General features: G+C 45.0%; 20 protein-coding genes, 1 tRNA gene, 1 pseudogene and 1 other annotated feature. Of the genes and pseudogenes, 14 read left to right on the top strand and 8 right to left on the bottom strand.

From position 1 onward, the window contains the following. Positions 1 to 18: 18 nt before the first annotated feature. From E4665_RS11530 to E4665_RS11545, 4 genes are all read left to right on the top strand, one after another. Positions 19 to 1,626: a peptide ABC transporter substrate-binding protein gene (locus tag E4665_RS11530; RefSeq protein ID WP_174845485.1), complete on the top strand. Its 1,608-nt coding sequence runs from the start codon at positions 19 to 21 to the stop codon at positions 1,624 to 1,626. A 120-nt stretch (positions 1,627 to 1,746) separates the two neighbouring features. After that, entirely contained in the window at positions 1,747 to 2,757 is a 1,011-nt protein-coding gene (locus tag E4665_RS11535; RefSeq protein ID WP_135348945.1) for an ABC transporter ATP-binding protein, read from the top strand. 61 nt (positions 2,758 to 2,818) lie between these two features. Next, on the top strand, positions 2,819 to 3,463 hold the full coding sequence (locus E4665_RS11540; protein ID WP_135348946.1) for a M15 family metallopeptidase: 645 nt from the start codon (positions 2,819 to 2,821) through the stop codon (positions 3,461 to 3,463). A gap of 27 nt (positions 3,464 to 3,490) precedes the next feature. After that, positions 3,491 to 4,132: a L,D-transpeptidase family protein gene (locus E4665_RS11545; RefSeq protein ID WP_135348947.1), complete on the top strand. Its 642-nt coding sequence runs from the start codon at positions 3,491 to 3,493 to the stop codon at positions 4,130 to 4,132. 653 nt (positions 4,133 to 4,785) lie between these two features. On the opposite strand, the pseudogene E4665_RS18535 reads toward E4665_RS11545, so the two are convergent. Continuing rightward, a pseudogene (locus E4665_RS18535) lies at positions 4,786 to 5,098 on the bottom strand (hypothetical protein); the annotation flags it as partial. A 139-nt stretch (positions 5,099 to 5,237) separates the two neighbouring features. After that, on the bottom strand, positions 5,238 to 5,555 hold the full coding sequence (locus E4665_RS11550; RefSeq protein ID WP_135348948.1) for an AzlD domain-containing protein: 318 nt from the start codon (positions 5,553 to 5,555) through the stop codon (positions 5,238 to 5,240). Positions 5,556 to 6,251: 696 nt separating this feature from the next. On the opposite strand from E4665_RS11550, the gene E4665_RS11560 reads away from it, so the two are divergent. Both E4665_RS11560 and E4665_RS11565 read left to right on the top strand, forming a co-directional pair. Then, positions 6,252 to 6,680, top strand: a complete 429-nt coding sequence (locus E4665_RS11560; RefSeq protein WP_241654840.1) for a MarR family winged helix-turn-helix transcriptional regulator — start codon at positions 6,252 to 6,254, stop codon at positions 6,678 to 6,680. An 86-nt stretch (positions 6,681 to 6,766) separates the two neighbouring features. Beyond that, positions 6,767 to 8,275 (top strand): DHA2 family efflux MFS transporter permease subunit, encoded by a 1,509-nt coding sequence (locus E4665_RS11565; protein WP_135348950.1) that lies wholly within the window; start codon positions 6,767 to 6,769, stop codon positions 8,273 to 8,275. 557 nt (positions 8,276 to 8,832) lie between these two features. Here E4665_RS11565 and E4665_RS11570 read toward each other — a convergent pair. Together E4665_RS11570 and E4665_RS11575 are read right to left on the bottom strand one after the other, a co-directional pair. Next, entirely contained in the window at positions 8,833 to 9,303 is a 471-nt protein-coding gene (locus E4665_RS11570) for an HTH domain-containing protein (protein WP_135348951.1), read from the bottom strand. Continuing rightward, on the bottom strand, positions 9,291 to 9,710 hold the full coding sequence (locus E4665_RS11575) for a hypothetical protein (protein ID WP_135348952.1): 420 nt from the start codon (positions 9,708 to 9,710) through the stop codon (positions 9,291 to 9,293). The genes E4665_RS11570 and E4665_RS11575 overlap by 13 nt, the downstream gene beginning before the upstream one ends. A 172-nt stretch (positions 9,711 to 9,882) precedes the next feature. Between E4665_RS11575 and E4665_RS11580 the strand changes: the two genes are divergently transcribed. Next, the gene (locus E4665_RS11580; RefSeq protein ID WP_135348953.1) at positions 9,883 to 10,611 is read left to right on the top strand and encodes a hypothetical protein; all 729 of its coding nucleotides are present in this window, start codon (positions 9,883 to 9,885) and stop codon (positions 10,609 to 10,611) included. A 6-nt stretch (positions 10,612 to 10,617) separates the two neighbouring features. On the opposite strand, the gene E4665_RS11585 is transcribed toward E4665_RS11580, so the two are convergent. From E4665_RS11585 to E4665_RS11595, 3 genes are all read right to left on the bottom strand, one after another. Next, positions 10,618 to 10,914: a DUF6809 family protein gene (locus E4665_RS11585; protein ID WP_135348954.1), complete on the bottom strand. Its 297-nt coding sequence runs from the start codon at positions 10,912 to 10,914 to the stop codon at positions 10,618 to 10,620. A 116-nt stretch (positions 10,915 to 11,030) separates the two neighbouring features. Continuing rightward, a complete protein-coding gene (locus E4665_RS11590; RefSeq protein WP_135348955.1) occupies positions 11,031 to 11,429 on the bottom strand; it encodes a hypothetical protein in 399 nt (132 codons plus the stop codon). 174 nt (positions 11,430 to 11,603) lie between these two features. Beyond that, a complete protein-coding gene (locus E4665_RS11595; RefSeq protein ID WP_135348956.1) occupies positions 11,604 to 11,789 on the bottom strand; it encodes a hypothetical protein in 186 nt (61 codons plus the stop codon). A 1,426-nt stretch (positions 11,790 to 13,215) separates the two neighbouring features. Here E4665_RS11595 and E4665_RS11600 point away from each other — a divergent pair. The 3 genes from E4665_RS11600 to E4665_RS11610 are packed head-to-tail and all read left to right on the top strand — an operon-like array spanning position 13,216 to position 14,834. Beyond that, positions 13,216 to 13,620: a DUF3173 family protein gene (locus E4665_RS11600; RefSeq protein WP_135348957.1), complete on the top strand. Its 405-nt coding sequence runs from the start codon at positions 13,216 to 13,218 to the stop codon at positions 13,618 to 13,620. Continuing rightward, positions 13,621 to 14,346, top strand: coding sequence for a tyrosine-type recombinase/integrase (locus tag E4665_RS11605; RefSeq protein ID WP_135348958.1), 726 nt, complete (start codon positions 13,621 to 13,623; stop codon positions 14,344 to 14,346). Further along, positions 14,343 to 14,834 carry a tyrosine-type recombinase/integrase gene (locus E4665_RS11610; RefSeq protein WP_241654841.1) on the top strand — a complete coding sequence of 164 codons (492 nt, stop codon included), beginning with the start codon at positions 14,343 to 14,345 and terminating at the stop codon, positions 14,832 to 14,834. Before E4665_RS11605 ends, E4665_RS11610 begins: the two co-directional genes overlap by 4 nt. A 128-nt stretch (positions 14,835 to 14,962) precedes the next feature. Here the strand turns inward: E4665_RS11610 and E4665_RS18155 are convergent. Beyond that, positions 14,963 to 15,034: transfer RNA gene (locus tag E4665_RS18155), tRNA-Gln, on the bottom strand. Between the two features lie 255 nt (positions 15,035 to 15,289). Between E4665_RS18155 and E4665_RS11615 the strand changes: the two genes are divergently transcribed. From E4665_RS11615 to E4665_RS11630, 4 genes are all read left to right on the top strand, one after another. Continuing rightward, a complete protein-coding gene (locus E4665_RS11615; protein ID WP_135348960.1) occupies positions 15,290 to 16,666 on the top strand; it encodes a sugar phosphate nucleotidyltransferase in 1,377 nt (458 codons plus the stop codon). A 210-nt stretch (positions 16,667 to 16,876) separates the two neighbouring features. Next, positions 16,877 to 18,289 (top strand): dipeptidase PepV, encoded by a 1,413-nt coding sequence (gene pepV, locus E4665_RS11620; RefSeq protein ID WP_135348961.1) that lies wholly within the window; start codon positions 16,877 to 16,879, stop codon positions 18,287 to 18,289. Positions 18,290 to 18,406: 117 nt separating this feature from the next. Next, the gene (locus E4665_RS11625) at positions 18,407 to 19,147 is read left to right on the top strand and encodes a gamma-glutamyl-gamma-aminobutyrate hydrolase family protein (RefSeq protein ID WP_135348962.1); all 741 of its coding nucleotides are present in this window, start codon (positions 18,407 to 18,409) and stop codon (positions 19,145 to 19,147) included. A 360-nt stretch (positions 19,148 to 19,507) separates the two neighbouring features. After that, entirely contained in the window at positions 19,508 to 20,194 is a 687-nt protein-coding gene (locus E4665_RS11630) for a YczE/YyaS/YitT family protein (RefSeq protein ID WP_241654831.1), read from the top strand. 77 nt (positions 20,195 to 20,271) lie between these two features. After that, positions 20,272 to 20,542: a binding site (T-box leader), on the top strand. Positions 20,543 to 20,739: the final 197 nt, after the last annotated feature.

Raw genomic sequence — 20,739 nt, forward strand, 5'->3', positions numbered from 1 at the left:
GAATGAGGGGGAATTGCCTTGAAGAAGTGGTTTAGCCGAGTTCTGTTTGTGAGCCTTTCATTACTTCTGGTTTTTGCGTTCAGCGGCTGCACTGCCCGTCCGAGTGCGTCGAGTGGTAAATCCGTGCTGAAACTGAACAACGGGTCGGAGCCGACAACATTCAATCCTGCTGTAGCTTTTGACTCGTATTCTCTGAATCCGTTGAATAACCTGCTTGAAGGGCTGACCCGGCTGGATAAAACGAATAATCCAAAGCCGGCGATGGCGCAAAGCTGGACCGTGTCCAAAGATCAGAAAACGTACACGTTCCATATCCGTCAGGACGCAAAATGGACCAATGGCGATCCGGTTACAGCCAAGGACTTCGTGTATGCTTGGAGACAGCTTCTGAATCCGAAAACGGCATCTCCGGCCGCGTTTCTCGGCTATATCGTTCAGGGCGCCGAGGCTTATAACGCCGGCAAAGGTCCTGCAAGCGGCGTGATGGTTACAGCCACAGGATCGAAAACACTCGTTGTGAAACTGAGGGCCGCACAGTCCTATTTTACCAACCTGATTTCGAACCCGGCTTTCTTCCCTGTTGACGCAAAAGTGGCACAAAAGAATCCAAACTGGTTTGCAAACGCCAAAACCTTTGTCGGTAATGGGCCTTTTAAACTGACTTCCTGGAAACATAATGCCAGTATGGTGTTTACGAAGAATAATACTTATTGGGACAGCAAGTCGGTCAAACTGGATCAGATTGACTGGGCAATGGTGAATAATCCGGATACGGAGTATCAGATGTATAAGACCGGGCAACTTGACAGTTCAGGCGTGCCGGCCGATCTGAGTACAAAGTTGTTCCAGTCCGGGAAGGTCAAAGTAGCACCGCAGGGGGGAACTTTTTTCATTAGTATGAACGTGAAGCAGGCGCCGTTCCAAAACATTAATATTCGTAAAGCGTTTGCGTACGCTGTAGACAATAAGCAAATCACGGATTATGTTCTCAAGCAGAAAAATGTCCCGGCCTACGGCTTTGTTTCTCCGGGCTTCAAAGACCCGAGCAGCCAGGATTTTCGTGCGCATAACGGAGATCTATATAAGTATGATCCGACACAGGCCAAGAGCCTGTTGAAGAAGGGCATGCAGGAGGCCGGGTACAAGACGCTGCCGAAAATCACGCTGACATACAGTACGGATCCTCAGAACCAGGCGATCTGCGAAGCCATTCAGGCAATGCTGAAGAAGAATCTCGGCGTCTCCGTCGGTCTGGCAAATATGGAGTGGAATGTCTATCAGTCCCAGCAGAAGGCAGGCAAGTTCCAGCTTTCCAAAGGCTCGTTCCTGGCTGATTTTGCCGATCCGATTGATTATCTGCTCAACTTCCAGACCGGAAATCAGATGAACAGCATGCAGTGGAGCAACAAACAGTATGACCAGCTGACAACAGAAGCATCGATGGAAGCGAACAACACCAAGCGTTACAACGAAATGTACCAGGCGGAGAAACTGCTGATCAATCAGATGCCGCTGTTCCCAGTCTACTTCTATAACCAGGCGTATCTGCTCAATCCGAAAGTCTCCGGTATTGTTTATCATCCGGTCGGTTATATGGAACTGAAATGGGCAACAAAGGTGAATTAACCGGAAAATAGATGACGAACGACAGAAGGCCGCTTTCCTCAGCTTAGGAAACGGCTTTTTATCGACCGGCCACACATCGCTTCTGCCTGAAGTGAACCGGACATGGAAAGAGGGTTAAGCATGACGGACAACGCGTTTCTGGAAGTTAGTCATTTAAAAAAATATTTTGATCTCGGCCATGATCGAATACTTAAAGCTGTGGATGACGTGAGCCTGAACGTCCGGAAAGGGAAAACACTGGGCATCGTCGGCGAATCCGGATGTGGAAAAACGACTTTCGGACGAACCGTTCTGGGTATTTATGAAAAATCCGGCGGCAAAGTCGTATTTGACGGCAAAGACACGGATGACATGAGTGAAAAAGAACATTTTCAACTCAAAAAACGTATGCAGATGATTTTTCAGGATCCTTATGCGTCACTCAATCCGCGGTCCACGGTTCTTGACCTCATCGCTGAACCGATGGACATCCATCATCTCTTCAAACATGGCCGGGACCGCCGTACCCGTGTGGGGGAGCTGCTTCAGGAAGTCGGTCTGAGTGTGGATTTTCTCAATCGTTATCCGCACGAATTCAGCGGCGGGCAGCGGCAGCGAATCGGGATCGCGCGGGCGCTGGCACTGAGACCGGAATTTGTCATTGCTGATGAACCGATTTCCGCACTTGATGTATCAGTTCAGGCGCAGGTTGTCCAGTTGCTGAAACAACTTCAGAAGGAAAAAGGGCTCACGATGATGTTTATCGCTCATGATCTGTCGATGGTGAAATACATCAGTGATGATGTCGCCGTCATGTACCTCGGCCATCTTGTCGAACAGACATCGAGCCGGGTTCTCTATGACCGGCCGCTTCATCCATATACGCAGGCACTGCTTTCGGCGATCCCGATTCCCGATCCGGATGTGGAAGAGAAAAGGAAAAGGATCATTCTGTCCGGTGATCTGCCGAGCCCGATTAATCCGCCGGACGGGTGTGTTTTTCGGACGCGCTGTCCGTTTGCGATGGCGATCTGCACGTCAGAGAAGCCTTCTCTGAAAGAGGTTGCTGAAGGTCATTATGTCGCCTGTCACCTCCATCCCGGTGCAAAATCAGGCGACGCAGCGCGTATGAAGCAGGTTCTCAGTAAATGAGGAAAACCGGTTGTTCCAGTCAATTTTCTCTATATCTAAACATTCAAGGTGTTCTTATTTGATGGTCAACAGTTTATTCACGAAACAGGATGAAAACCTTGTATCTATGGAAAATGTCTCGGAAAAAATAAAGATTTATCCTTCTTATTATCTACAAAAGCTCCCGGGAACGTCTCCGCAGCTTTTTCTCCGGGAGGGCGTTGCTGAAAAAATCATCCGGCTGGCGGAAAGTCTGTCCGGTCAGTTGTCTCTGGTTCTGATTGATGGCTGGCGGTCCTATGAAACGCAGCGGTATCTTTATGACCGGGCGGTTGCCTGTTTCCACAAACTCGGACATACGGAGCAGCAAATCAAAGAGGAGATGCCCGGATTTGTCGCTTTCCCTTCCCGGGATCCCGCTTGCCCGGCTCCGCATTATTCAGGATCGGCTATTGACCTGACCCTTGCGAAGGGGCAGGGCTGGCTGGAGATGGGAACGGATTTTGATGACTTTACCGACAAAGCAGGACTGAACTATTATGAAGGGAAAGAGGGATTATCCGGAAGTGCACTCCGTGCACGGAACAACCGGCGAAAATTAAGGCGCCTGATGGAAAGTGCCGGATTTGTTCCAAATCCAACCGAGTGGTGGCATTACTCTTACGGGGACCGGACATGGGCAGGCGCGAATCATACCGTCCCCCTGTATGGCGGAACGGAGAAATAAACGTTTAGGGAAAAGGAGAACTGTGCCATGCATCAATCAAAACCGACGGGTTCATCCGATCCCTCTGCTGAAGCAGAGAAAAACAATCATGAACCCGTTGTGGCCCGTACAAAAACGGCGTTGCGCACCCGGCAGATTGTCGCCGTCATAGCCGATGGCAGTAGCGCGCAGGTGGCACTCTGGCAAAAAGAAAACGGAATCTGGCGCAACAAGCTGGAGACTCACGGTTATGTGGGGGCGAACGGTGTCGGTTTGACAAAGGAAGGCCGAAAGACAACACCCGTTGGCGCGTTTCTGCTTGGCCCGGCATTCGGTACGGAAAACCCCGGAACTGAACTTCCGTTCCGGCAAATCACTCTGCGCTCCTGGTGGGTGGAAGACAGCACGAACCCGGACTATAATTCCTGGCAGGAAGGGGATCATTTCAATCCGCCCAGTGAGCATCTGGCAGATTATCCGGATGCTTACCGCTATGCGGTAGTGATCCAGTACAATATGTCGCGAATGCCTTATGCCGGATCGGGTTTCTTTCTCCATTGCGCAACCGGCGGGCCGACAGCCGGCTGCGTTTCCATTCCGACGGATCAGATGGAGCGGCTGATGCGGCTGCTCCGTCCCGGCGCATACATCATCAATGGCACCAGTGAACAGGAAGTCGGCAGATTCTGATTTTGCCAGCAGGATAAGTGAACATATGCGTTCCGTAGTTCGGTTGCCTCATCTGCAGTTTTTCGGCGATGAGGCGGCCTTTTTTTACAATTAGTGCCATCCTGACTCTGTGCGGCACCAGAAAAAGAACAGACCGGACATGCCCTGTTTCGTTTAAGTTTTGTCCTGTGTGCTATGACAAAGTTAGCATTAGTTACTGATGTTTTGGACATGCGGCGCATTCCATCGGTGCGAGCTGAGCAGGCCGAGGAGGTTGGGGGTACCCGAGAATTCGGGTCCATAACCTGCATCTGTGCCACTCGCCTGCGAGTCTTCTGATCCATCAGAAAGCCGTCCGCTCCTTATTCGTGACCGCTTGGGTTATTCGGATGTGAAGATCACACTAGGGATTTACGGGCATCTTTATCCGAATGGGGATCAGGAGGTGGCAGTCACTTGATGGACTGGTAACGCTGCCCCAATCTGAGGTTGAGGGAAAAGAGGCAAGGATAGTATTCAGACGAAGAACTCGCACAAAAAGCGGGTAATAGAAGAGAAGAATCACCAACTGATCGTACTTCAGCAGCCGGCTGAAAAATCAGGTGGTGACACCGACAGATAAAGAGACAGATTTAATAATTTATTTTTAATTTATTGTTCGAGTGTTTAAAATCACTCTGGAAAAGACTTTGCAAGATGTACTGGCTGCTTGTTCCAAAAACGAGATGCCCTTATATTTATACCAAAAGGTGTTCTTTCCTTTGCTGTTCTTTTTCATCCCCCACTAAGGGTTCTTAGACGGTGGTTGATCACGCACTTCAAAATGATTAGGATCAATAGCCACCGCATCGTCTGTAAGAAACATTCGCAGTCGTTTTGAGGACGAGGATGCCTTTCAGCTCTTTCAAGACGACCATTCCTATGTTTTGTGATTAACCGGGAGAGGACAGTTTCGGACGGAATGGAGTCAGAGACTAGAAAACCGCAATATTTCGCTTGATAATTCACCGATCTTCTTCATGAAGTTTTAACCGAAACCAATTTGTCAACTCCAGCAATGGATTGATAGATTCCCCAACTATATCAAGGTTTACCTGCCAGAACTAGGCTGCGAAAATTGAGCTTTCTAGATTAAAAGATACCGGACAAGCAGGCCAACCACAATGCCGATCACAACAGAAGGAAGGAACATCCGTATGACTTTAATTGCAATTACGGTTGAGATACAAGCGATGAGTACGGGTAGAGAAATTGTCAATTGCCCATCAGTAGGAACGAAAATTTGCTTCACAAGCAAGGCTGCGATGATGGCAATCGGTACATAGTTGAAATAAAGACGCAAAGCTGGGCTCATTTTTTGTCGAGCCATAAAGACAACGCCAAAAAATCTGGATAAATACGTAGCAATGGCAAGAATACCAATCAAGAGCCATTGATTAAGCATGGTTTGTCCTCCTGTGCAAATAAAGTCCGACAAGTGGTGCGAGCAGTCCGGTAATAATAATTGTTAGTTCATTACCCTATCATTCCATGTAAACGCGTATGCTTCATGAATATTTCGTTTGCACAGAACCGCTTTCTTAGATGATAGAATGTGCACCTGTCTCGGAAATGAGAGTCACAAGTGACATAAAAGCAGAAAAAGAGCCCGAAATCCCTGACATATCAAGGATTTCGGTCCCTTATGTGATTACCCCATCTGTTTTCTGATCCACGGGTTTAGCGGGCAGAACGCTGAGTTACCGGGACTTTGGATGAGTTAAAGACGCTCAAGCAGGGTTAAAAAGGGTTTGGATGGTGACACGCGGTGAGATTGTTTGAAAAGGAAAACGATTATCGATAAAGCTCTAAATAGGACTAGGGAGTGGCAAGTGACGGTACCCTGGTTCACGCAGGACTTGCAAGGTTATTCATCCGCATGAAGGATGTCGTGCTTCAAAGGGTGGTGAAACAAGTTCTAATTATTTGACGCCTACGAAGCATCTATTATTGACAAATTTTATTTTAATCATTATTGTATGCATATGCATGTAATGGAGTTGTTCTATAAACGTTTCAAAATTTTTCTAACGGGTTTTAGATACAGCAAATACGAATAATTAGTAAAAGGGGACTCGTCAAAAATATGAATTCAACAGAGATGGAAGAACTGGGTTTAGATTGGCCTTGCGTCTGTAGTTACGTTCGAAAAACTGATCGTTATCTTTCCAAATTCTATGATGGATACCTCGCACCTGTTCATATAAAAACAACACAATTGGCCTTGCTAAGAAGCATTGTACGATATAAAGCATGCTCAATCACTGAGTTGGGAAGGATTTTGTTAATGGATCAGACAACAGTCACTCGAAATGTGGCCGTATTGGAAAAGCGAAATTTTCTTTCAAGTGAAAAACGTTCAGATGATGGCAGGCAAAAAACGGTAAAAATTACGCCTCATGGTTTGCAGAAAATAAAGGAAGCAACGCCCCACTGGCGGCAGGCACAGGAAGCCGTTCAGAATAGACTGGGAAAGGAACAATTTGATACTTTGATTCAAACGCTGTCCTGTCTGCAAAAAAAGCAGTAAGTTTTTTTTTTTTTTTTGATTAATTCATGCATATGCATGCAAATAGCAGGTAGAAAAAATAAAACAGAAAACAGGTGAATTTTATAATGCTTTTTAATAGTCTTGAAAATTCAAAACGTCATCTCAGAATCACAAAATGGATGACATTGGGGGTGACTTGTCTTGGACTTATGCTTTTAAATATTGATACATTTATTGTCAATGTTGCCTTGCCTTCAATTGGGGAGGACATGCATGCATCCGTAAGCATTGTGTCGTGGGTCGTCTCTGTGTATGTCCTGATGTTGGGGGCTTTGCCCGCAGGGTTTGGAAGAATTGGCGACATTTTGGGGCAGAAGAGATTTTATATTGGGGGTCTCTTTTTATTCACACTTGCATCCACTGCTTGCGGTTTGGCTCCGAATATGGGTTGGTTTATTGTCTCGCGAGCATTTCAGGGAATCGGCGCAGCGGCAATTACTCCTGGAACGCTTGCCCTATTGATTCCTGCTTTTCCAAAAAAACAAAGAGGACTAGCTATTGGTTTAAATGGAGGAATTGGCGGGCTTGGATTAGTGCTTGGACCGTTTCTTGGCGGTATTATTACGTCGGCACTGGGCTGGCGGTGGATTTTCTTTGTGAATATTCCGATAGGTCTGTCAGCAATTTTATTAACAATTATCTTTGTCGTTGAAAATCAGCACCTAGAAAAAACAAGAAAGATAGATTGGTTAGGTATGCTGTACTTGTCTATTGGCCTATTCCCGATTCTTTATGCTTTTACACGATCAGAAAATGATGGTTTCGACCCTGTTGCAAGTGTCGCCGTACTGATTGGCTTAGGTATCATTGGACTGTTTGTTTTTGAAGAGCGACGAACAAAGGATCCGCTAATTAGCCTGTCATTATTAAAAAATACAGCTTTTACTATGCCATGTATTAGCTTGTTCTTGTTTTCGGCTGCTTTATTTGGATCGCAACCTTATTGGAGTTTATTTTTTCAGAATTTCTGGGGATTTTCAGCTTTAGAGGGGGGGGTGGCTCTTCTTCCGACGACTGTTCTAATCGCCTTATTAACACCTTTTTTGGGAATTATGATTCAAAAACACGAAAGAAATCTCCGATATATTGTGATGCTTGGTGTTTTTCTTGTTGGAATCAGTTTTCTTTTCACGGTATTACTAAGTAAGCAAAGCAACTATTTGAACACGTTCTTACCTTCCATGTTGATACGTGGTATAGGCATTCCAATACTAATGACGTCAATCTCTTTGTCAATCATGAATGCCGTACCAGAAAAAAAAGCCGGCCTTGCGGCGGGAATGTATAATATGTCCCGCAATATTGGTACATCCATAGGTGTGTCATTATTAGGTCAGGTATACACCTATAAAATTTATACAAAACTGTCTGTGCTGTATAACGATCTTCCACGACGCCGTGCATTTGAGATAGAATCTTCCGCTTGTCAATTCATAAAATCGAATGGACATATGTTAAAAAAGATTACGGAAACAGCGATAATGAGTGGATTTGCCAATTTGTCTTTAATATGCGCACTTGCATTTATACCTGCGCTTATTTCTGCTTTTTTAATAAAAGAGAGACGTGATTGATTTGCCTGTTTGGAAATCAGTCGTTGTAAGCAGTGAATTAAGAGCTGTGTTGCTTTGTATTTAAAACTTTAAACATCAAAAATGACTTCTAGACCTTGTTGGATAAAGAGACGAACTACAAACAAAAGTATGAACGCCGGCAACTCAGTATAATTTTTTATACCACTAACAATTATCGAGACGGGTTCATGCTATAAGGAGTATATCACGAAATGATTGTTCAGCCATTGGAATTTTAGCTTTCGTTCCAACCTTTTTTACTCGGTTTCACTTAGCATAATTGGCGGGGGTTTCTCATGCCATCAAACCAAAAGGGATCCTTTCCATGTGCTATTCTTCCATCTGTTCTCTAATCAACGGGTTTAGCGGTCAGAACGCTGAGTTACCGGGACTTTGAATGAGTTAAAGACGCTTAAACAGGGTTAAAAAGGGTCTGGATGGTGACATAAAAATATTTTTGAGTTATTTTGAAAGATAGTTTGACATGAGCACGCATTGTCCGGACCCAAAGATTTGTTAGAGATAAAAGATTTTAACAGCACAAAAAAAAAGAGCCATTAACGTGGCTCCATTTGTGTACGTTTAAACATAAAGTGCAAGAATATAACAGCAGTTGACAGTTTGTATTTTTTTTCAAAAGATAGTGACTGTTGATCATTCATGAAGCTTTGAATTTCTTCGAATTTCAAATCAGCATAAACAGCTATTGTCTCCAGCGATAAATCGAAGAAATCAGTGAGTGCCTCAATAATTCCTTTAACTCTCTCATCTTCCGTTATGCCGCTTTTAAACGCAAACATACCGACAATGTCGCCTAAATAATCAAAATCGTCTCTTGAGATACTGTGTTGAAATTCTTGATACCCGATTTTACCCGATACATAACCTTCTAACAAAGGCAGGCTAATTTTTGTAATTTTGCTCAATGTTTTGAGTGATATTTTATCATTCTTTTCCATCTGATGTATTGCATCAACTAACCCATCACGACTATTTTCATTAATGTGCAATAACTTCAATCCTTCCATAAGTAATAATTCCAAGCAGTGTTGGCAACTGGGTCGGTCCAGAAAAAAGCTTCTCCTGTTAAGCTTGCGGAAAATATATTTCCCTTCGGTGGGAAATAAAAAACACTTCCGCTAAAACCGGTGACAACTCTATTTGCGACATCATACCCATGCGTTACATTTCTTATTCTCATGTAGCCCGTAAACCAGTTCGCTTCTGTATCATACAGAACGACTTTATAGTGCACATAGCCGGTCGTATGCCAGATTTCTAGATATCCTCCGCTCCCCCAGTATGTCGTATTCGGGCTTATAGAATTGTTCAATAAAGACGGCGTTGTGCCAGCAGGTTTAATGATGTTTATTGGATATTTTTGCACACCATCTTTATTTAAGTCAATGTTTATAGTATTTGATTGATTAGTCACAGGTAACAAATTCAATGATGGTGTAGTGGTAGTAACACTTTTACTGGGGTTTTGTTACTCTATAATGCTTTTTAGGTCTCTAAGGGGTATGATAAAACTCGAATTATACATCTTTAAAGTCATGGATAGAGACCAAAAATAAAAGGCGCAATCATGGGGATGTGCAGATATTGTGGAGAGAAGATTGGAATCATTATATTCTGAGATGATTGAATTTATTAATAAAAGTCAGTGTCAAACGGACTTAACTACTTGCATGGCAATACGAGGAAGACAATACAATGGAGATCTCATGGTTATAGGAAGAGCTGTTAACGGATGGGAACCTGGGATTTGGCCTAAACATGAACTTTCTGATCCGGCTAAGTTTAAAAAATATATTGCGCAGTTATACGTCGTAAGTAATCCTGTAACGGGTTATTGTCCGTTAGATTGGGTCAAAAAAGCATGGGGAAACAATTCTGAGAACAAGTATAATACCAAAAAATCTGCTTTTTGGAGAATAGTTGCTCGGGTTTTTAATATTCTTGACTCTGAGAAGGATTGGACAAGTAAATTAATATGGAGTAATTTGTATAAAATCGCCCCAGCTGAGTCTGGCAATCCTTCAAATAAACTAATAAAGCTCCAACAAGATTACTGTATAGATATTCTCAGAGAAGAGATAAATCTATATAAGCCGAAATGCCTTCTTTTTCTAACAGGTCTTGATTGGGCAGCCCCTTTTCTTGAAGGAATCAATGAAATTAATGTGAGACGGACACAGAAAGATTTGGTAGTTGCTGCGGGTAGTGTTCTGATCGACGGCTACATTGGCCGAGTTCTTATAGCAAGGCATCCGCAGGGTAAAAATGAATCAAAAATGGTAGAACAAATTCGAGAGTTAATGCTTAAATCTTAAAAGAGGCTAATAAGTATCTGACCCGGATTCTCTGCTGCCCTCTCCATCCTGAAACAGTCCCTGATAACCGCTCATTTGATGAAAGAGCGTCCATCCTAGCTGAAAGCCCCTAATGAAGCTATCAAACGAAACTTCCCTTAGCTGGAGATTCGTCTCATCCGTTAAATGGAGCACAGTAACGAAATCTTCCTTATTGAGATGGTCTTTCAAAGCCTGATAATTATCTTCGATTCGCTTGGCCCGTGCAGTGTGACGGGGTATGGAATAAAACTGCTGGTACAGTTTTTCAAGTGCATCATCCATTTGAATTCGCCTCCAAGTGACACACAGTACCACATGCGAGGCGATCTATCTATCATTTTCTGATGCAGTAATCAGTTGTTTTGTTGCACAGTAAGGTCGAACTGCGAAGTAGATCTTTATTCGGATTCTGCCTGATCCACTATCTTTTTTGCTTGAACCAGACTAAGCGGATAGTTTTTTTCACGAAGTTTTTTTATTGTAAACACTTTATCTTTAGTTTTTAATAGAGCTTTCGCTTCCTGTCTTAATGCCTCTTCATCAAACGTGATTAACGCTTTTAGCCTATTTATCTCTCTTGACTGTAGATAGTTCAATAGCATTAAGATCACAATAAGCAGAGTCAATAGTATTGTCATTTGTTTCCCTTCTTTTCGATAGTAGGAATAAATCTGCGCAGTAAACACGGAGTGTGAAGCAAGATCAGGATTTTTTGCTTTTTTTTCCTGATAAGGGTCCCCAAGGCCCCCAATAAGCACCAATGGTTCCACAAACAACGCAGCATAAAATAATGCCAATCAAAAGACCCCAAATACTACCCGGCATAATAAAATCGGGGAAAATGCCAATAAATAATACGGAAATTACAAAATTGATAAAGTACGAAGTCTTTTTATGGAATATCATGTATTTCCTAATCTTAGAAATCAATGATTGATCCCTCCCTATTTAAAAGTAGACGGATACTTGTTTTATTTAGTAAAGTTTGGATTCTCAAGTCTAATACTTTTTACCTCACCACAGTTCGCACAATAAGTGAATATAATATTGCTCCCATGTAATGAGAATTTACTCTTATTATTTGCTTTGACTTGCTCAAACTGCACAGCTTCTTTAAATTCTAGTCCACCACATTTTTTACACTTATCCGCTATCATTTTACTTCTCTCTTTTCTATTTTTATTACGTGATATACGTCAGCCACGCAACAGAACTATTTTCCCCATTATAACTGATTCCATGGTATCTGGATGAACTTTCATAAACCATTCCGTTCGGGTATCACAGTTTAGAATCATTTACATTTTATCGTTTTTTCGTCGATCTGCATTTATTTTTAAAAATGGCCCGACATGTGCGGCAACGCTGGCCTTTACTTCCCCCACCCTTAATCTCCAACCATTTCCTCCTGATCCTGTTACTTCTGGCTTCTCTTTCTGGCACCGAGCTCATTTCCTCAGTATTTGTTGAAAACTCATGGAACAGAGCCTCCCCTTGAAGAATCATTCGTCTCGCCTAAAATCCCCAAGAAATTCATCTCAAAAGCGCTAAGACCTCATTTGATGAAGTGGAGACGGGATGGATTATCTGACATTTGGTTCCTCTGTTTCTCGCTGAGGGGTATCCCATTCAGACCGTGCTATCGGCGCGGTCGATTTTCTTTCCAAGGCTTATTCTTGAAATCTCCGCTGCACAAAAAGTGAAAGAAAAAAATGCATGATTCCGGACAGATTGCCTTCGTGCCTGTCCGGTTTTTTCACGTTTTCGTCCTTCAGTATTCATCCATATAACTCAGGACAGGGAGCGGTATTTATTTGTCAGCCGCGAATTCTAGCATGGTCAGTGTGGTTTCGAAGGTCTATAACATTTTCCTCGAAAAAAAGTGGAGGACAGAAAGTCAGTCATGAGGACAGACGGAAACCGGATCTTTATAAATTTTTTCTTGTTGTTGATCAATAGTGACACAATGATTTTCAACGTGGCATTTGAATGCCCTTTCATACTCACTCCGATGTGTACCTTTGTTTTAAATTAAGTCTCATTATTCTTTCTTTTTAAAGGTTTCTTTGAATTCCTCGTATTTTTTAAAGATCATCATTTTTAAATAAAAATTACTGTAAGCCATTTAAAATCATAGGGTTTCGATGCCTACTTTTAAAAGCTAGCATATGCACGTTAAACAAATAGACTGATGCCTTTTTACAAGAAAACAGAGTATCGATCCCCTTAAACAATAAAAAAATTACAGGAACTGTCTCCCTTAATGATGAATTATCCTCTTCCCTCCACCATGAGTAAATTTTTCTGCATTTGAGTGCTGTAACAGCGTCGTAAATCATTGCTATGAAGTCATTAAATTAAACAGAGCATGTCCGAGGAAGAACGAGAAAAAAATGATAAACGGATTGTGGGTGTGTGCGTCAGAAACAAGTCAGAGCATTCTCTGACTTCCTTTTTTTGGTAGCTCACAGAAAGGAAGGCATTGTGCTGCTCCGTGGATTACATTTTGTCTGAGGATGAGAGGCATACCTTGATGAAAAGCAAAATCCACGTTAACATGCACATACCTTAAAGGTCATTCACATGCACCAACTCATCATGAAGGCTGATTTAAAGGCCATTGGCTTCACGGACTTTCAGGCCTCACAAATTATTCGGATCATCAAGTATCGGTTGAATCAGGCAGGAATCCCGTTCTATGCAAATCCAAAAATTAGGTTCGTCCCGGCGATGGAAGTTGCCCGCTATCTGTTTGGGGTAGCCGACGATCCTGAGGATCCGGTCGCCGAATTCCGGAAGCGTTTGACCAATCTGTCAGAGCTGGCGGAAGCACTCCATTCCCGAGAAATCGCTCAACAGATCATTCGGGAGGCACAACAGACGATGGTTGAAAAAGGCTGTCCTGCCTACCAGAATGTCCGCCATTGGATCGTGCCGCTAGCCGCAGTTGAGCAAATTCTATTCAGAAATCAAAAGGAGGAAGTTTAAATGCCGAAATACAATATTCCTGATTTGAGAACAAGCGGTAATGGAAAATATGCTTACACATTTGATTGGGGTCGTCGTGCCGACGGCAGTCGACATCAAGAAACACGAAGTGGTTTTGGTTCAAAACGAGAGGCTAATGATGACTATCAGAAATTGTTGGTCGAAAAGGAAGCGACCAAAGCCAACAAAATGATGGTTACAACGTCCTTTTCTTTCGGTCAATTTGTTGAGGATAACTTTTTACCTACCTATCGAGATAGTGTACGACCCCAAACGTATCACGGGCGCGCAGCAATGATTCATAAGCATTTTCAAAGTCTGTGGAAATTCGAACTAAGTGAGATAACACCAGAAATGGTGATGAAATGGAAAAATCAATTGCGGCATCATCAATCGCTATCGAATGAATATGTGCGGAAAATTTGTGGTTTAGGCCATCGAATTTTCTCACTTGCAGTGGACATGAAGCTTCTTTCCACTAATCCGGCTGAAGTGCTGAAGAAGACCAAATTTTTAAGGGACGAGCAGCGAACCCTTAATTTTTGGACGCTGGATGAGTTTCAAAAAGTGGCGACTTCTTTTAATCAAACCGATACGAACGAAGTGTGGGGACTCACCATTTTGTCGTTTTTGTTCTTAACGGGATTAAGAATTGGAGAGGCTCAGGCTTTGGAATGGAAGATTTGGATTTTAAGAGCCAACGGGTACATGTTACGAAAACAATGATTTATCACAATGCGCACGATTTTCATACCGATCAACCCAAAACAAAAGCTTCCATAAGAAAAGTGGCATTAAGTGCGGATTGTCTCAGGCAAATCGAGCGTTGGCATGAGTGCCAAAAACATTCCATTGGGACGTGTCGCTATGTGTTTTCGACGACGGGGATCCCGATGAACAGAAATGCCGTTGAGAAAATGATCTGGCACAAAGCCGATGAGTGTGGCTTACCAAGAGTGAATTGCCACTCATTGAGACATGCCCACGCCAGCCTATTGATTGAGCAGGGAGCAAATCCGCTCCTGCTTCGAGACCGATTGGGCCATTCAGATGTGAAGATCACACTCCAGGTCTATGGGCATCTGTATCCGAATCGGGACCAGACATTGGCTCAATCGCTGGATGGACTGGTTACATTGCCAGCGGCGAAGCAAAGCCCACAAGAATCAGACGAAAAGAATTCACAAAGAACAGGCGAGGAGCCTGAAAAATGAACGCAGAATGTCGCTTCTGAGCAGTAGAGGAAATTGGATGGTGATTAATTGGTGATTTTTATGTGATTAAGCGCAAGTAAAAGAGCCCGAAACCCTTGATATATCAAAGGTTTCGGGCTCTTATGTGATTACCCCATCTGGATTCGAACCAGAACATCGCGGCCCCAGAAACCGCTGCCTTACCGTTTGGCCATGGGGTAATGAATCAGAACAAGAAATATTATAACCAGTAATTCATCATTATGCAAGGGGATCCGACAAAATAGAAAAAATGGCTATATTCTGAATTTTTTTATTCAACTTGGCAGGTGGAAAAACGACCGTCGCAATCCGGTCATTGCTGAGAGCAGGCGCAATCCGTTATTGAACATTATCTTGATTTAGTGGCATAATTAATGGAACGAGACGAACTATGATCGGTTCTTTTTGCGGATCATAATCAAGGGGAGATAATCATGCATTTGGTTTTATTATCCGGAGGTTCCGGCAAGCGGCTCTGGCCATTGTCCAATGACGCGCGTTCCAAGCAGTTCCTGCGCGTGCTCGACGATCATCATCAGCATCTGTCATCCATGGTTCAGCGTGTGTTCGGACAACTGAATACAATCGGTTTGGGTGGTTCTACTGTGATCGCCACAGGCAAGGGCCAGGTCGAGATGCTGGAGGATCAGCTCGGCAAGGACGTGCCGCTGATCGTCGAACCGGAGCGGCGCGACACGTTTCCGGCGATCGCCCTTGCGGCGGCGTACCTCTATTCGATGACGGACGCCGATCTTGATGAGGTTGTGGCTGTACTGCCGGTGGATCCGTACGTTGAGACAGCTTTTTTCAAGCGGATTCTTGATCTGCAGAAGCTGCTCGACGATACGGGCGCTGACCTCGCGCTGATGGGTGTCAAGCCAACCTATCCGTCCGAAAAATACGGCTACATCGTTCCTGATAAAAATGAAAATAACGATTATATTAAAGTAGATCATTTTACAGAAAAGCCGAATGAGGCACTTGCCAGACAGCTGATTGAAAAATCAGCTCTGTGGAATTGCGGCGTTTTCGCGTTCAGACTCAAATATATCATTAAAAAGCTTGAAGCGCTTGACCTTCCGCTGAACTATGAAGAGCTGTCCCAACAGTTTTCCAAACTGCCGAAAATCAGCTTCGATTATGCGGTCGTTGAAAAAGCGAAGAGCATTGTCGCTCTCCCTTATGAAGGCTTCTGGAAGGATCTTGGAACTTGGAACACGCTGACCGAAGAAATGAGCACACAACAGATTGGCAGGGGCATCATCAGTGAGGATTCGGAGAATACGAATCTGATCAATGAGCTGGATCTCCCGGTCACCGTGCTTGGCATTTCAAACGCGATTGTTGCGGTTAGCCCGGACGGGATCCTTGTCTCGGATAAAGATCAAAGTCCGAGAATCAAGGAAGTCATGAAGGGTTTTGACCAGCGCCCGATGTACGAAGAGCGGCACTGGGGTTCTTACCGGGTCATCGACTATACCAGCTACTCAAAGAACCATGAAGAAGTGCTAACAAAGAAAATAAAAATCAAGGCCGGCCACAATCTCAGCTATCATTGCCACCACATACGCCAGGAAGTCTGGACGATTATCAAAGGCCGCGGGCGTTTCGCGGAAAACGGCGTGATCCGCTCTATTAAACCGGGAGACGTCGTTGTCGTTCCTGCAGAAACATTGCATGCGATCGTCGCTGATGAACCAATGGAACTGATCGAAGTTCAGATGGGCAGCCAGCTGATTGAAGAAGACATCAAACGCAAATATATGGAATGGAAAGAGATCGAAGAAAACTGCTCATCCGTCCGAAGCTGAGCGAGCGTTGAGAATCCGGGTGCCGTACCAGGCATCCGGTTTTTTTAATCAAAAGTTGCTCAGAAATCCGGGAGTTACCCCGAACCGCACAAAAGTTGCCCCCGAATTTTAGGCACTTGATCGGCACCGTTTTTTAACCGCCCAATTTTTTATGCTAAAATGGCACTATGCATGTTGAACCGATAATCACGGAAAGAAGGACACTGGATCATGACTCAAAAAGTAAATATTACACCAGACAAGGACGGCTTCCTCAAGGATTTGTCGTCTCTTATCGCTGTGAAAAGCACAAAGGACGCGTCGGCGGCAAAAGAAGGAGCGCCATTCGGGCCGGGACCGCTCGAAGCGCTGAATCAGGTACTGGCGCTTGCCAAAAAAGACGGATTCCGGACAAAGAACCTGCTCGGTTATGCCGGTTATATCGAGTATGGTCCGGAAGATGCGGATGATTACATCGCGGTGCTGGGTCACGTGGATGTTGTCCCTGCAACTGGAAACTGGACACATGATCCCTTTGAAGCGCACGTTGAAAACGGTACGCTGTACGCACGCGGTGCAATTGACGACAAGGGGCCGACGATGGCCGCCTATTATGCGCTGAAATCGCTGAAGGCGTCGGGACTGCCGATCAAACACCGGATCCGCCTCATTGTCGGGACGGATGAAGAGAGCGGCTGCGAATGCCTGATCAAATATAACGAACTCGAACCGATGTCGCTGTTCGGTTTCTCGCCGGACGCCGAATTCCCGCTGATCTTCGCGGAAAAAGGCCGGATTTACGCACGCATCGACACGCCTGAAAAAGGTGGAACTGCTCCTGTACAGTTGGCCGAGTTCTATTCAGGTGAGCGGGTTAACATGGTACCGGACCGCGCCTATGCCGTTCTCTCGGGCACCGAAGCGGAGAAGTGGGCAGATCAGACGCAAAAATTATTAAAAGAAAATAAGATTTCTTTTTCTGCTGAAAAAGAAGGCGAAGGCGTAAAACTGACAGTCAAAGGTCGGTCGGCGCATGGATCCGAGCCGGCGGGAGGAATCAATGCCGCTTTCCTGCTTGCTTCTGCGCTGAAAGAGGTACCTTTTAATCCATCGGAGAAAGCATTCATCGCACTTCTTGCCGACACGTTGAACAACGATTTCGATGGCGAGCGCCTTGGCGTTGCGTTCCAGGATGATATTTCAGGAAAGCTGACTGTTAATGCCGGTCTGTCGCGTTTTGACAGCTCAAAAGGCGGCTCCGTATCTCTCGACATGCGCTGCCCGATCAAAGCAGACCTCAGCCAGACTTTCAAAGCGCTGACTACGTCCATTGAAAAACTCGGCTTTACGATCGGTGAAAGCGATACAAGCAAGCCGCTTTATATGGACCCGAAACATCCGGGGGTACAGATTCTGAAAAAAGTGTATGAGGAACATATGGGACTGAAGGATGTCGAATTGATGACTTCCGGCGGCGGTACTTACGCGCAATACCTTGATGCCGGCGTGGCATTCGGTGCCTGCATGCCGGACTATCCGTATACGGGACATCAGGTGGATGAACACGTCCGGGTGGACGATCTGCTGCTCGCTTCGAAAATCTACGCGGACGTGATGTACGAACTGGGTAATCTGGAAAAATAAAAGACGGATCTGCCAATAATACCGATTAAATAGATCGGAAAACAGATTCAAAGTTTGACGAAGCTCTGAAAATTGAATATATTGGTTTTAAAAGCTTTGCTCATGGGAGAGATGAAAATGGATCGCACGCCGGTTATTGGTGTAACCACCGGATTTGCTAAGAGAAATGATTTATCGCAGGGACCTTATGTTCATCAGGACTACGAACAGTCTCTGTTCCTGACGGGTGCGGTGCCTGTGCTCCTGCCCATCGCTCCCGATGAACTGGCGGACCGATACATTGACCTGTGTGACGGGATCATTTTCAGCGGTGGCGGCGATGTCGATCCGCGGTTCTTTGGAGAACCGCCGTCTCCATATATTGAGCCTTTTGATATTGAACGGGATCGGTTTGAAATTCTGTTGATGAAAAAAGCGATTGATGCTGGTAAACCAGTCCTCTGCATCTGTCGGGGACTGCAGGTGCTCAATGTGGCTTATGGTGGAACGCTCGTTCAGGATCTGGCTACCGAATGGGAAAATCCGATCCTGCACGACCAGAAGATTGCCCGAGGCAAGACGAGCCATGGTGTCCGGATCATTCTGGACAGCCGGTTCTCCCAATTGCTGGGCGGCCGGGATTCGCTGTACGTCAACAGCCTCCACCACCAGGCGATCAAAAAGCTGGCGCCCGGTTTCCGGGCCGTCGCTTTCGCCCCCGACGGCGTGATTGAAGCGGTGGAACATGAACAGAACGACCGGATCATCGGTATCCAGTGGCACCCCGAGTCGCTGGCGGCGGCCGGTGATTCGCTGATGCGCGGGCTGTTCCGTTCCTTTGTGGCACAGTGTAGCCTGAGCGGGGAAAAGACAAGATGATTAATCAACCGGAGCGGATGGAATAATATCCGCTCCGGTTTTTTCGCCGTTCCGATTGTGCCGCGGCTGTCATTAACTAGGATGAATCAGAAAAGGTTTCAAGTGCAGTTTGTCTCAAAAAAAGTGTCGAAAACAGGTTACTTTTTTCAGGAGAAGCTGATATGATGTGATTATCGTTTATCGAGGGTCATATATTACGAAAAAGACGTTCCGGTCGCTCTCAGGGGAAAGCACATCAGGTGCCATTTTCAGCCTGACGATGTATAACAGAGCTGTGGGAAGAACGGTGTCTGTACGCTAAACTTCCCAATGCTGGTGTCGGTGATAAAGGAATTAAAAACTCTGGGGGCTTAAGAACTGATGTTAAAAGGGTTGGTCTGGCTGCTTGTGTCGGTGCTGCTGAACGCGTTTGGAAATGCTTTGACAGTTAAGACTGCTCTGGGCTCCGCGCCCTGGACGGCCGCAAGTCTGAATCTGTCTTCAGTGTTCGGAATCACTGTCGGCCAGGCGTTGATTATCGTTGGTTTTATTGTGCTGATTGCAGATGATTTTCTGCGTGGGCGCAGAAGCAGGAGCCTGCTGAGGGACTCCTTTAATTTTCTCTACGTCCTGTCATTTGGCTACATGATTGACGTCTGGCTACTGCTGATGCGGCACATGACGGTGAATGGATTCATTCTGAGAATTGCCGTGTGCGTTTTCGGTATCATGTGCATTGGCTGTGCGCTGTCCATCTATTTTCGCGTCAATCTGGTTCTGCATCCGTTTGATGATCTGATGAAGATTCTCCGGGAGAAATTCTTCCACGGGAATGTAGTGCTCGCTCAGCGCGTTTCGCTTGGCATTCCGCTCGCCGTCGGCCTCTCCATCGGACTGGTCCGCCACCAGCTGATCGGCATCAGCATCGGTACCGCGGTCAGCTTCCTATGCATGGGATACTTCATCCTGCTGTTCGATAAAGTGCTTAAGCTTCACCTTGACAGGAAATGGACGATCAGTCTGCCACTGCACCACGGACATCATGTTCATGCTCACTCAAAGGTATGACGCAGCGAAATATCAATTTTTACTTGACATATTTAAGAAAAATGACAATAATAAGTTTGTTTAATTGAATATCGGTATCAAAAGCGATGAAGAGAAGAAGTAGAAAGTGCGGCTTTTTGGCAGAGAGCTCCGGCAGGTGAAAAGGAGTAAAAGCATGCCTTCGAACATGGCCTCCGAGCTGCTCGGCTGAAAATCAGCGATAATACTGAATTAAGCCGTGACAAGTAAGGTTCTTGTTACAAAAACCAAAGTATAAGAGCTGTGCATCAGTTCCGTACATACTGAGACCGTCAATGTGAGTTGCCGGTGAATAAAGGTGGTAACACGAATTCAAACCTCGTCCTTAATTTTTTAAGGGCGAGGTTTTTTGACGTCCCGGTATTTAAAAGAAAGGCTATGCGGAAAAATCAATGTTGATTTTGCTGCTCCGTTATTGTAGTGGAAGGCGCGAGACTCCTGCGAGAACAGCGAGCGTATAGAGCGAAAAGCAACAAACAGTGTAACAAAGCCAAATGAAAAATAGAGAACGGCGATTGCCGGAACAA

The sequence above is a fragment of the Sporolactobacillus shoreae genome (assembly GCF_004684935.1).
Classification (GTDB): domain Bacteria; phylum Bacillota; class Bacilli; order Bacillales; family Sporolactobacillaceae; genus Sporolactobacillus; species Sporolactobacillus shoreae.

Coding starts and splice junctions, on each gene's coding strand:
- E4665_RS11535 (WP_135348945.1), top strand. CDS start 1,747: ATGACGGACAACGCGTTTCTGGAAGTTAGTCATTTAAAAAAATATTTT.
- E4665_RS11540 (WP_135348946.1), top strand. CDS start 2,819: ATGGTCAACAGTTTATTCACGAAACAGGATGAAAACCTTGTATCTATG.
- E4665_RS11545 (WP_135348947.1), top strand. CDS start 3,491: ATGCATCAATCAAAACCGACGGGTTCATCCGATCCCTCTGCTGAAGCA.
- E4665_RS11550 (WP_135348948.1), bottom strand. CDS start 5,555: ATGCTTAATCAATGGCTCTTGATTGGTATTCTTGCCATTGCTACGTAT.
- E4665_RS11560 (WP_241654840.1), top strand. CDS start 6,252: ATGGAAGAACTGGGTTTAGATTGGCCTTGCGTCTGTAGTTACGTTCGA.
- E4665_RS11565 (WP_135348950.1), top strand. CDS start 6,767: ATGCTTTTTAATAGTCTTGAAAATTCAAAACGTCATCTCAGAATCACA.
- E4665_RS11570 (WP_135348951.1), bottom strand. CDS start 9,303: ATGGAAGGATTGAAGTTATTGCACATTAATGAAAATAGTCGTGATGGG.
- E4665_RS11585 (WP_135348954.1), bottom strand. CDS start 10,914: ATGGATGATGCACTTGAAAAACTGTACCAGCAGTTTTATTCCATACCC.
- E4665_RS11595 (WP_135348956.1), bottom strand. CDS start 11,789: ATGATAGCGGATAAGTGTAAAAAATGTGGTGGACTAGAATTTAAAGAA.
- E4665_RS11600 (WP_135348957.1), top strand. CDS start 13,216: ATGCACCAACTCATCATGAAGGCTGATTTAAAGGCCATTGGCTTCACG.
- E4665_RS11605 (WP_135348958.1), top strand. CDS start 13,621: ATGCCGAAATACAATATTCCTGATTTGAGAACAAGCGGTAATGGAAAA.
- E4665_RS11610 (WP_241654841.1), top strand. CDS start 14,343: ATGATTTATCACAATGCGCACGATTTTCATACCGATCAACCCAAAACA.
- E4665_RS11615 (WP_135348960.1), top strand. CDS start 15,290: ATGCATTTGGTTTTATTATCCGGAGGTTCCGGCAAGCGGCTCTGGCCA.
- pepV (WP_135348961.1), top strand. CDS start 16,877: ATGACTCAAAAAGTAAATATTACACCAGACAAGGACGGCTTCCTCAAG.
- E4665_RS11625 (WP_135348962.1), top strand. CDS start 18,407: ATGGATCGCACGCCGGTTATTGGTGTAACCACCGGATTTGCTAAGAGA.
- E4665_RS11630 (WP_241654831.1), top strand. CDS start 19,508: ATGTTAAAAGGGTTGGTCTGGCTGCTTGTGTCGGTGCTGCTGAACGCG.